This is a genomic window from Ureibacillus sp. FSL W8-0352 (genome assembly GCF_038004345.1).
In the GTDB taxonomy this organism is placed as follows: Bacteria; Bacillota; Bacilli; order Bacillales_A; family Planococcaceae; genus Ureibacillus; species Ureibacillus thermosphaericus.
In genome coordinates this window covers 2,659,162-2,671,327 of sequence record NZ_JBBOQT010000001.1, presented here as the reverse complement: position 1 = coordinate 2,671,327, position 12,166 = coordinate 2,659,162, and the positions used below count along the sequence as shown (strand labels likewise).

Annotated in this window: 10 protein-coding genes; 3 read left to right on the top strand and 7 right to left on the bottom strand. The window is 39.2% G+C overall.

The features are described from left to right. Positions 1-20: 20 nt before the first annotated feature. Positions 21-314, top strand: coding sequence for a helix-turn-helix domain-containing protein (locus NST98_RS13400; RefSeq protein ID WP_172597841.1), 294 nt, complete (start codon positions 21-23; stop codon positions 312-314). Beyond that, positions 311-1,183 carry an IS3 family transposase gene (locus NST98_RS13395; RefSeq protein WP_096550742.1) on the top strand — a complete coding sequence of 291 codons (873 nt, stop codon included), beginning with the start codon at positions 311-313 and terminating at the stop codon, positions 1,181-1,183. The genes NST98_RS13400 and NST98_RS13395 overlap by 4 nt, the downstream gene beginning before the upstream one ends. On the opposite strand, the gene NST98_RS13390 is transcribed toward NST98_RS13395, so the two are convergent. Then, positions 1,114-1,467 (bottom strand): hypothetical protein, encoded by a 354-nt coding sequence (locus NST98_RS13390; protein WP_340715315.1) that lies wholly within the window; start codon positions 1,465-1,467, stop codon positions 1,114-1,116. The two genes, NST98_RS13395 and NST98_RS13390, sit on opposite strands and share 70 nt — an antisense overlap. Before the next feature lie 331 nt (positions 1,468-1,798). Here NST98_RS13390 and NST98_RS13385 point away from each other — a divergent pair, with 331 nt between their 5' ends. Further along, positions 1,799-3,073, top strand: a complete 1,275-nt coding sequence (locus NST98_RS13385) for an ISL3 family transposase (RefSeq protein ID WP_340715043.1) — start codon at positions 1,799-1,801, stop codon at positions 3,071-3,073. 379 nt (positions 3,074-3,452) lie between these two features. On the opposite strand, the gene tuf is transcribed toward NST98_RS13385, so the two are convergent. The 6 genes from tuf to rpoC all read right to left on the bottom strand — a co-directional run bounded on the left by tuf (position 3,453) and on the right by rpoC (position 12,155). Further along, positions 3,453-4,640, bottom strand: a complete 1,188-nt coding sequence (tuf, locus tag NST98_RS13380) for an elongation factor Tu (protein ID WP_016838552.1) — start codon at positions 4,638-4,640, stop codon at positions 3,453-3,455. 123 nt (positions 4,641-4,763) lie between these two features. Next, complete coding sequence (gene fusA, locus NST98_RS13375; protein ID WP_016838551.1) at positions 4,764-6,842, bottom strand: elongation factor G; 2,079 nt, start codon at positions 6,840-6,842, stop codon at positions 4,764-4,766. A gap of 89 nt (positions 6,843-6,931) precedes the next feature. Continuing rightward, positions 6,932-7,402 (bottom strand): 30S ribosomal protein S7, encoded by a 471-nt coding sequence (rpsG, locus tag NST98_RS13370; RefSeq protein ID WP_016838550.1) that lies wholly within the window; start codon positions 7,400-7,402, stop codon positions 6,932-6,934. A gap of 37 nt (positions 7,403-7,439) precedes the next feature. Next, on the bottom strand, positions 7,440-7,859 hold the full coding sequence (rpsL, locus tag NST98_RS13365) for a 30S ribosomal protein S12 (protein WP_016838549.1): 420 nt from the start codon (positions 7,857-7,859) through the stop codon (positions 7,440-7,442). 98 nt (positions 7,860-7,957) lie between these two features. Further along, complete coding sequence (locus NST98_RS13360; RefSeq protein ID WP_016838548.1) at positions 7,958-8,209, bottom strand: 50S ribosomal protein L7ae-like protein; 252 nt, start codon at positions 8,207-8,209, stop codon at positions 7,958-7,960. A 256-nt stretch (positions 8,210-8,465) separates the two neighbouring features. Continuing rightward, positions 8,466-12,155 carry a DNA-directed RNA polymerase subunit beta' gene (gene rpoC, locus NST98_RS13355; RefSeq protein WP_340715314.1) on the bottom strand — a complete coding sequence of 1,230 codons (3,690 nt, stop codon included), beginning with the start codon at positions 12,153-12,155 and terminating at the stop codon, positions 8,466-8,468. Between the last annotated feature and the right edge of the window lie 11 nt (positions 12,156-12,166).

The following is a 12,166-nucleotide window of genomic DNA, read 5'->3' as shown; positions in this document are numbered from 1 at the left end:
CATGAATGGAGGATATGGAAATGGCGAAAAAATATCGATATTACACATTTGAATTCAAAAAACAAGTCATTGAAAAATATTTCGAAGGGTATTCTTCCACAGAGGTAGCTAAAATATATAACATTCATCGGAGAAGAGTCTCTGAATGGGTGAAAATTGTGAAAGAAGGAGGCTATGAAGCTCTCTTAACCAAAAGAGAAAAAGTAGCTAAACAGAAACAGTCGCCTGTTGAAAAATCTTTGGAAGAAAAATATCTTCTATTACAGTTGGAGAACGAATACTTAAAAAAGTTGTTAGATCTAAGAAAGGGGTGAATGATAAAGAACAACAATTTGCCTTTATTCACGCTTACGCAGAACAATATCCGATTTCTATTTTAGCGGAAATCGCCAATGTATCCCGTGCGGGTTATTATAAATGGTTAAAGAGAAATGGAGAAAAACATCGTGATCAAATTGATGAACGGTTAATCCCTTATATCCTAAAGGTGTTTAACGATCACCGTGGTACTGTGGGGAGAAAACGAATCAAAATTGAATTGGAAAGACAATATGGGTTAGTCATCAATGAAAAACGGATTGCCCGTTTAATGAGGAAATATGGATTGGTATGCAAAATTCGCCAAAAGAAATTTAGATATCGTCCAAGTGTTCATGGAAAAATTCCCAATCTTCTTAGCCGTAACTTCAAAGCCATTCGAGAAGGAGTAAAGTTTTCCATTGATATTACGTATATTCGCGTGAAAAGAGGACGTCAAAAATGGGTATATCTCTGTGCCATTAAAGACTTATTTAATGAGGAAATCGTGGCTTATTCAATGGGGACAAGTTTGGAAATGAAATTAGTGTATCGCGCCTTAGAAATGCTTAAAAAAAGGGGATATAGTAAAGGAGCGATTCTCCATAGTGACCAAGGCACTCACTTTACTAATCCCGATTATCAAGAGTATCTCCGTGAGATGGAGATAACTCAATCCATGTCCCGCAGAGGCAACTGCTGGGACAATGCCTGCATTGAAAATTTCTTTAGTCATCTGAAGGTTGAACTTGGATGTTTTAGTCAACCCGAAACTGTACGAGAAATTTACGAAGCAGTAGAAAACTATATTAATTATTATAACACCAAACGTATCGTAACTAAACTAAAAATGAGCCCGATGGAATATAGAACAAAAGCAGCATAAATTTGGATTAATACGGGGCGGATAAAAATGTCTACTTGACAGGAGCATGAGCAGTTTTGTACGGGCATCATATCTACTCCATGGCTTCCTTTATTCTGTTCTACACGTTTTAATGCTTGAAGCATGTTCTCCCGTGACAGGATTTGATTCAAAAGCATCGTTATTCTCCTTCCGTGAATAGCTGTTCTCTTTATGCCAGTGGTCACTCCACCCTCCAAGAGGTCCCCCACGGGATTCACCGCTTCCTTCCTCAAGTGAGGTACTACGTTTTCTGTGTTCATCATGACTCACTGAATGCCAAGGGCTATTCTCTCTTAATTGTTCGGTCCTTCTTAGTTGTTCTAGACCAACTAATACTATGACCTCTGCTGACTTCTGACGGTTCAGCTACTTATCACTAAGTAGGTTATGAAGCGTACTTCACTTATCCGCCAGACCTCCCCGGGTAAGTACATGCACTTTCACACCATCTATCCGCCTCATTTAGGCTCTATAATATTTGGTGTTGGTGAGTATAAACCAGCACCAATTTTTTTGAACAAAAAAAATGAGACAGTGACAAAACTCTGGTAAAATGTAATCGCCAAAACACATTTTCCAAAGGAGTTGTGTCACATGTCTCACCATCATTCTATACGAAACCTACTCAATATAAAAGACAAAAATATCACATTTGATGAAAATTTTTGTTCTACCGAAACAATCAAAAAAGTAAAAGCGAAAGTCTTTCATGGGACGTTAACGTATCAACCAAAAGCTTGTTATGCTTGTGGACATGTCTTTGATGATCAAATCATTAAACACGGTTTTAAAACGTCTCTCATTAAAATGCCTAGCATTTCAGGTTTTCATACCTACTTAAAATTGCGTAAACAGCGTTATTTCTGTAAACATTGTCATTCCACGTTTACTTTAAAAACGAGCGTCGTGGCTAAAAACTGTTGTATTTCCAACAATACCAAAGTATCGATTGCTTTAAACGCCAAAGATAAAATATCCGAAAAAGATATTGCGATGAAACATAATGTTTCTCATGCCACTGTCAGTCGTGTCATTGACAGCTTTTATAGCTACTATCAACCAAATGTTCACTACCTTCCAAAGCATTTGTGTTTTGATGAGTTTAAATCAGTGAAATCCGCAGCTGGAGCGATGTCCTTTATTTTCTGCGACTCTGAAACGGGGGAGATTGTGGATATCGTGGAGGACCGGAGATTATCTGTCCTCAAAGAGTATTTCTTACGGTATTCCAAGAAGGCGAGAGATGCGGTAAAAACGATTGTCATCGATATGTATAGCCCTTATATTTCCTTAATCCAAGAAGTTTTCCCTAAAGCGGAAATCGTACTCGACAAATTCCATATCCTCCAACTATTTAGCAGAGCTTTAAACAAAACGCGCATCAACGTCATGAATCGGGATAAAAAGAATTACAATAAATTGAAAAAATACTGGAAGCTCCTTCTGAAAGATCAAACAAAACTTGATTATAAGAACTATACATATCATCGTTGCTTTAAAAAGCATATGTGTGAGGTGGAGATTCTCCACTATCTCATTGATTTAGATTCTGAATTAAAAGCGTCCTATGAGTTATACCAATACGTTCGACATTACATCAAAACCAAAGACTTTGAGCTCCTAAAGAAAACATTAGAGAATAAACAAAATATCGTTTCCAGCTATATGAAAACCGCCATCAAGACAATCAACAAATACATCAATTATGTCGAGAATACGCTAAAGTACGATTATAATAACGGCATTTTAGAGGGGATTAATAACAAAATCAAAGTGATTAAACGCATTTCTTTCGGTTATCGATCCTTCTATCACTTTAGAAACCGAATATTCATTACCCAAAACTTAGCGAAAATAAAAACAGCTTAGGGGAACCTCGAATTTCCCCTAAGCCATCCGATTACATATTACCAAATAATGTCACTAAAATTTATTCACCAACACCATTTGACAAAGAACCCTCATTTACTCGATATGACCTTCGACAGAAAGAGCTTTGTTTTGTTTGGCAAACTCACTCAATCATACCTAGCCTTATATGAGGTTCGTGTTCCTCGGACCGGTGTTTTGCCTCCAGCTTCCTTCAGATTCCGCGTCACCACGGACACCCTTGCTCTTGGCTAACCTCTACTTCTGTCTTCGGGGTTCGGGACTTACACCCTATAGTTCATGTACATGCCGGGCGCACCAAAAAAACCATCTTGTAGATAAACTACAAGATGGTTCAATCGTAAGCTATTTACGTTTATTATTTAATGATTTCAGATACAGAACCTGCTCCTACAGTACGTCCACCCTCACGGATAGAGAATTTAGTACCTTCTTCAATCGCGATAGGAGAGATTAATTCTACAGTCATTTCGATGTTATCGCCAGGCATAACCATTTCTACACCTTCTGGTAAAGTGATTACACCAGTTACGTCTGTAGTACGGAAGTAGAATTGTGGACGATAGTTAGAGAAGAATGGAGTATGGCGTCCACCTTCTTCTTTAGATAATACGTAAACTTGTGCTTTGAAAGCTGTGTGTGGTGTAATTGAGCCTGGTTTTGCTAATACTTGACCGCGTTGAACTTCGTCACGTGAAATACCACGTAATAAAGCACCGATGTTGTCACCAGCTTCAGCATAGTCAAGTAATTTACGGAACATTTCGATACCTGTTACAGTTGTTTTTGTTGGCTCATCAGCTAAACCGATGATTTCTACTTCGTCACCAACTTTAACTTGACCGCGTTCTACACGACCAGTAGCAACTGTACCACGACCAGTGATAGAGAATACGTCCTCTACTGGCATCATGAATGGTTTATCAGTTTCACGTTGTGGAGTTGGAATGTATTCGTCAACTGCATCCATTAATTCAACGATTTTTGCTTCCCACTCAGCATCTCCTTCAAGAGCTTTAAGAGCAGAACCTTTAATTACAGGAACTTCGTCACCTGGGAAGTCATATTCTGAAAGTAAGTCACGAACTTCCATTTCTACTAATTCTAATAATTCTTCGTCGTCAACCATGTCACATTTGTTTAAGAATACTACTAAGTATGGTACACCTACTTGACGAGAAAGTAAGATGTGCTCACGAGTTTGTGGCATTGGACCGTCAGCTGCAGATACTACTAAGATACCGCCGTCCATTTGAGCAGCACCAGTGATCATGTTTTTAACGTAGTCAGCGTGTCCTGGGCAGTCTACGTGTGCATAGTGGCGTTTTTCAGTTTCATATTCAACGTGAGAAGTGTTGATTGTGATACCACGTTCTTTTTCTTCTGGTGCGTTGTCGATTTGGTCGTAAGATTTAGCTTCACCACCAGTTTTTTTCGCAAGAACTGTTGCGATAGCAGCAGTTAAAGTAGTTTTACCATGGTCAACGTGACCAATTGTACCAATGTTAACGTGTGGTTTTGAACGATCAAATTTTTCTTTAGCCATTAGAGAAAGCCTCCTATTACTTGTATTTTTTATTTTTACAACTGCTGACAAGAAATGACTTTCTTGTCAAACAATCATAGCTTACAAATTATTTATACTTGATTAAAGGTGAGATTTCAATTATTATTCACCTTTATTTTTTTTGATAATTTCTTCTGCAATTGATTTTGGTACTTCTTCATAGTGGTCAAATACCATTGAGAATACACCGCGACCTTGAGTAGCAGAACGTAATGTAGTTGCATATCCGAACATCTCAGCAAGTGGAACCATAGCACGAACCACTTGTGCGTTACCGCGTGCTTCCATACCTTCAACACGACCGCGACGTGCAGTTACGTGACCCATGATATCGCCTAGATATTCTTCTGGTATTACAACTTCAACTTTCATTATTGGTTCAAGTAATACAGGGTTACATTTTGCTGCAGCATTTTTAAGTGCCATGGATGCAGCGATTTTGAACGCCATTTCGTTAGAGTCAACATCGTGGTAAGAACCATCGAATAATTTCGCTTTGATGTCAATCACTGGGTATCCAGCTAGTACACCATTTTCCATAGCGTCTTTTAAACCTGCTTCTACAGCTGGGATGTATTCACGAGGTACTACCCCACCGACAATCGCGTTTTCAAATTCAAAGCCTGCTCCTTCTTCATTTGGAGAGAATTCGATCCAAACGTGACCGTATTGACCACGACCACCAGATTGGCGAACAAATTTACCTTCAACTTGAGCAGTTGTACGGAATGTTTCACGATATGAAACTTGTGGAGCACCTACGTTAGCTTCCACTTTGAATTCACGTCTTAAACGGTCAACAATGATATCAAGGTGAAGCTCACCCATACCAGAGATGATTGTTTGACCTGTTTCTTGGTCAGTATGAGCACGGAATGTTGGGTCTTCCTCTTGAAGTTTTCCAAGAGCTGTACTCATTTTATCTTGGTCTGCTTTTGATTTTGGTTCAATAGCAACCGAAATAACTGGTTCTGGGAATTCCATTGATTCTAAGATAACTGGGTTTTTCTCATCACAAAGTGTGTCACCAGTTACTGTATCTTTTAAACCTACTGCTGCAGCAATATCCCCTGCGAATACTTTTGAAATTTCTTCACGGTGATTTGCGTGCATTTGTAGAAGACGTCCAATACGTTCACGTTTACCTTTTGTAGAGTTAAGAACGTATGAACCAGAATCTAGAATACCTGAATACACACGGAAGAATGTTAACTTACCTACATATGGGTCAGTCATAACTTTGAATGCCAATGCTGAGAATGGCTCTTCGTCACTTGCATGACGCTCAGTTTCTTCTTCAGTTTTTGGCACGATACCCTTAATAGCAGGAATATCGAGTGGTGAAGGTAAGTAGTCGATTACTGCATCAAGCATTTTACGAACACCTTTATGTTTGAACGCAGTACCGCAAAGTACAGGGTAGAATTGTACCGCAATTGTTGCTTTACGGATTGCAGCTTTTAATTCTTCTACTGTAATTTCTTCACCAGAGAAGTATTTTTCCATTAATTCTTCATCAAGTTCAGCTACTGCTTCAATTAATTTTTCACGGTATTCTTCAGCTTGTGCTTTGTATTCTTCTGGAATTTCTCCTACAGTAACATCTGTACCTTCGTCGTTACCGTAGAATGTCGCATTCATTTCAACCAAGTCAATAATACCTTTAAATTGATCTTCCGCACCAATAGGTAATTGAATTGGATGCGCATTCGCTTGAAGACGATCATGTAAAGTATTTACTGAGTATAAGAAGTCGGCACCAGTTTTGTCCATTTTGTTAACAAATACGATACGAGGAACTCCGTATGTTGTAGCTTGGCGCCATACAGTTTCAGTTTGTGGTTCAACACCAGATTGAGCATCTAGTACTGTAACTGCACCGTCAAGTACACGTAATGAACGTTCAACCTCTACAGTGAAGTCCACGTGTCCCGGAGTGTCGATGACGTTAATGCGGTGACCTTTCCACTGAGCCGTTGTAGCAGCAGAAGTGATTGTAATACCACGTTCTTGCTCTTGCTCCATCCAGTCCATTTGAGAGGCACCTTCGTGAGTTTCACCGACTTTGTGAATCTTACCAGTGTAATAAAGGATACGCTCAGTTGTTGTTGTTTTACCAGCATCAATATGAGCCATGATCCCAATATTACGTGTATTCTCTAGAGAGAATTCGCGTTTCATAGGGAATTGTCTCCTTCCAAATTGGGTTTAGACTAAAAAAGTGTTATATTTAAATTTTGTACTAGCAAAAAGCTAGTACAAAATTTAGATTACCAACGATAGTGTGCAAAGGCTTTGTTTGCTTCTGCCATTTTATGCATATCTTCGCGTTTTTTCACTGCAGCACCAGTGTTGTTTGCTGCATCTAGGATTTCGTTAGCTAAGCGCTCTTCCATTGTTTTTTCACCGCGAAGACGAGCGTAGTTCACTAGGTAGCGAAGACCTAGAGTAATACGACGGTCTGGACGAACTTCAACCGGTACTTGATAGTTAGAACCACCAACACGGCGAGCACGTACCTCAAGAACTGGCATTACATTATTTAATGCTTCTTCAAACACTTCTAATGGATCTTTGCCTGAACGTTCTTTTACAATATCGAACGCACTGTAAAGAATTTTTTGCGCTGTACCTTTTTTACCGTCAATCATGATTTTATTAATTAAACGTGTTACTAATTTTGAATTGTAAATCGGATCAGGTAACACGTCACGTTTGGAAACAGGACCTTTACGAGGCATGTGTTTTCCTCCTTTCAACGAGTATTACGAATTTTTATTATTTTTTCTCTTTTGGTTTTTTCGTACCGTATAAAGAGCGTGATTGCATACGGCCGTTTACACCTGCAGTGTCAAGCGCACCGCGAATGATGTGGTAACGTACCCCTGGTAAGTCTTTTACACGTCCACCGCGAATTAATACAACGCTGTGTTCTTGTAAGTTGTGACCTTCACCAGGAATGTAAGCTGTAACCTCGATTTGGTTTGTTAAACGAACACGTGCATATTTACGTAACGCTGAGTTTGGTTTTTTCGGTGTCATTGTACCAACACGTGTACATACTCCGCGTTTTTGAGGTGAATTAACGTTTGTAAGAGACTTTTTAAAGCTATTGTAACCTTTGTTTAACGCAGGTGATTTTGATTTAGTAATTTTAGATTTACGAGGCTTACGTACCAATTGGTTAATTGTAGGCATCGGTTTTTCCTCCCTTCATGTTATCGTTTTTTAATACCACATATCCAGGTGGTTCATTTTTAGGGTAAAAACAAAGCTTTTGTGTTTTTCCACAAAAACTACTCCGCAGCAATCGCAACAACTGCAGCTCCAACTTGGATTCCGCACGCTTTGCCAAGCTCTTTTCTTGATTCCACAAGATCTACCGGAATTCCATTTTCCTTTGCAAGGGCAATAACCGGTTCTGTTATTCTCTCTTCTGCATCTTGTGCTACAATGAGCTCTTTTACTCGGCCAGCTTTTATTGCTTTTACTGCTTGCTTTGTACCAATGATTGTTTTACTTGCCTGTTTAACTTTTTCATAAGACATTGACAATATCCTCCGAAGTACAGACAGTTACTATCAACCCTAAGTATATTATCATTATCATTTCAATCTGTCAATTTTTTTTGTAATTGAGTTAAAAAATTTTTTTGATAAGTATAGAAACAGAGCAAGTAAACGATTTAATGAATTTATTCCATTATTCATCCAGTGAAAATGGCTTGAGCCTCCCTATCGCATAATGTTTGTTTACAACTTCGGAGACTCAAGCTCTTGTATTTTCACTGAAATGTTTTCCGAATTATTCGGCTGATGTTAATTCTTCTAGAGCGCTAACAGGCTCTTCTTTGATCTTGATTTGACGATATCTTTGCATACCTGTACCTGCTGGAACAAGTTTTCCTAGAATTACGTTCTCCTTCAATCCGAGTAGCGGATCTCGCTTACCTTTAATTGCAGCATCTGTTAATACACGAGTTGTTTCTTGGAATGATGCAGCAGATAAGAAGGATTCCGTTTCAAGCGAAGCTTTCGTAATTCCAAGGATAACTGGACGACATGTTGCAGGTACTTTACCATTCATAATCGCTTCTTTATTTGCTTCTGTGAATTGGTGAACATCGAGGAGTGTTCCAGGAAGTAAGTCTGTATCTCCAGCTTCAATTACACGAACTTTTCGAAGCATTTGACGTACCATTACTTCGATGTGTTTGTCCCCGATTTCTACCCCTTGCATACGGTATACTTTTTGAACTTCTTTTAATAAATATTCTTGTACCGTTGCTACGTCTTTGACTTTTAATAATTGTTTTGGATCAATTGAACCGTCAGTTAGAATTTGACCTTGTTCTACTTCGTCACCTACAGCAACTTTCAATCGTGCATTGTAAGGAGCTTGATATTTACGAGTTTCAATTTCACCAACAACAGTAATTTCTCTTAAGCCGTCTCGACTTTCTTCAACTTCAGTAACGACACCTTTAATTTCTGAAATAAGAGCCTGACCTTTTGGATTACGCGCCTCGAAGATCTCCTGAATACGTGGAAGACCTTGCGTAATGTCGTTACCAGCAACCCCACCAGTGTGGAATGTACGCATCGTTAACTGTGTACCTGGTTCACCGATTGATTGAGCAGCGATAATTCCAACCGCTTCTCCCACTTCAACCTCTTCACCAGTTGCTAAGTTGATACCATAACATTTTTTACATACACCATGTTTTGTATTACATGTGAATGCTGAACGGATTGATACTTTTTCAATACCAGCATCAATAATTTTTCGAGCAATATCTTGCGTAATTAAATTGTCGCGCTCTAAGATTATTTCGCCAGTTTCAGGATGACGAATTGTTTTCTTAGCATAGCGTCCAACAATACGTTCTTCAAGCGTTTCAATTACTTCAGTACCATCCATTAACGCACCGATCGTTAATCCACGGTCTGTACCGCAATCTTCTTCACGAATAATCACGTCTTGTGCAACGTCAACAAGACGGCGAGTTAAATAACCAGAGTCCGCAGTTTTTAGCGCAGTATCCGCAAGACCTTTACGGGCACCGTGTGTTGAAATGAAGTATTCCAATACGCTTAAACCTTCACGGAATGAAGATTTAATTGGAAGTTCGATAATACGACCAGCTGGGTTGGCCATGAGTCCACGCATACCTGCAAGCTGAGTGAAGTTCGATGCGTTACCACGGGCACCGGAGTCACTCATCATGAAGATCGGATTCAATCTTGGTAAAGAGTTCATTAGTTTTGCTTGGATTTCATCTTTTGCTTCAGACCAGCTTGAAATTACGCGGTCATAACGTTCTTCTTCTGTAATTAAACCGCGACGGAATTGTTGCATTACTTTATCAACTTTTTTCTGAGCTTTATCTAAAATTTCACCTTTTTCAGGTAATACAACGATATCTGAAATACTTACTGTAATACCCGCACGCGTTGAATATTTAAATCCTAAATCTTTCATGCGGTCTAGCATTTTGGATGTCTCTGTAATATGGAATCGCTTGAATACTTCCGCAATAATGCTTCCTAAGAATTTTTTACGGAATGGAGTAATCAACTCTTGATCCTCAATGTATTTTTTCAATACCGCTTTACGCTGATATTCGATTTTTTCTTGTTCAGATAGTTGATTATATTCTTCTGAAGCTTCTAGTTCTTTTAGTAGCTCATCATCGATTGTTAAGCTGACAAAGTATTTATCTGGTGTAGCTACTTCCAAGTTGTAAGATGTTGGTTCGTTAATGTATGGGAAAGACTCTGGCAAAATTTCATTAAAGATAATTTTACCTACTGTTGTAATCAAGATTTTTTTATTTTGCTCTTCCGTAAATGTTTTATTGTTTAAAGAGCTTGCTTTTACGGCAATTCGGCTATGCAGGTGCACATTACCGTTTTGGTAAGCAATTAACACTTCATCTGGACTAGAGAATACTGAACCTTCTCCACGAGCACCTTTGCGCTCAAGAGTTAAATAGTAGTTTCCTAATACCATGTCTTGGGAAGGTGTTACAACCGGCTTACCGTCTTTTGGATTTAGGATGTTTTGTGCAGCAAGCATCAGTAAACGAGCTTCCGCTTGAGCTTCAGCTGATAACGGCACGTGAACCGCCATTTGGTCACCGTCGAAGTCAGCGTTATAAGCTGTACATACAAGCGGGTGTAGTCGTATTGCACGACCTTCAACTAAAGTTGGTTCGAACGCTTGAATTCCCAATCTGTGTAGCGTTGGGGCACGGTTAAGTAACACTGGATGTTCTTTAATTACGTCTTCAAGCACATCCCATACTTCGTTGTGCATACGTTCAATTTTGCGTTTTGCGCTCTTAATGTTGTGAGCCAAGCCTCTTTCAACTAACTCTTTCATTACAAAAGGCTTAAATAATTCAATCGCCATTTCTTTAGGTAGACCACATTGATACATTTTTAACGTTGGACCAACGACGATAACGGAACGACCAGAATAGTCTACACGTTTACCAAGCAAGTTTTGACGGAAACGTCCTTGTTTACCTTTTAACATGTGTGACAAAGATTTTAATGGTCGATTACCCGGTCCCGTTACAGGACGACCTCTACGTCCATTATCAATCAATGCATCTACCGCTTCTTGCAACATGCGTTTTTCGTTTTGAACAATAATGCTAGGAGCCCCTAAATCTAAAAGGCGTTTTAAACGATTGTTACGGTTAATAACACGACGATATAAATCGTTTAAGTCAGATGTTGCGAATCGGCCACCATCCAGCTGTACCATTGGTCGAAGCTCTGGTGGGATAACCGGAAGCACCTCTAATACCATCCACTCTGGTCTATTTCCAGAACTGCGGAATGATTCAATGACTTCAAGGCGTTTAATTGCTCGGGTGCGACGTTGACCTTGAGCTGTTTTTAATTCTTCTTTTAATTTATTTGCTTCTTCCTCTAGGTCAATTTGCTCTAGAAGTTTTTTGATAGCTTCTGCACCCATTCCTGCTTCAAAGCTATTACCAAACTTTTCACGGCAAGTACGATATTCTTTTTCAGATAAAAGTTGTTTCTTCTCTAAGTTTGTAACGCCAGGATCGATTACTACATAAGAAGCAAAATAAATTACTTCTTCCAATGCCCTTGGAGACATATCAAGAATGAGCCCCATACGGCTTGGAATTCCTTTAAAGTACCAAATGTGTGAAACTGGCGCCGCAAGTTCGATGTGTCCCATACGTTCACGTCGAACTTTTGCTCGCGTTACTTCTACACCACATCGGTCACATACTACACCTTTATATCGAACGCGTTTGTATTTTCCACAGTGACATTCCCAGTCTTTCGTCGGACCAAATATGCGTTCGCAGAAAAGACCATCTTTCTCAGGTTTTAATGTACGATAGTTAATTGTCTCAGGTTTTTTTACTTCCCCATAGGACCAAGAACGAATTTTATCCGGTGAAGCTAAACCAATTTTCATAAATTCGAATTCATTTACGTCAACCAAGGAGCCTACCT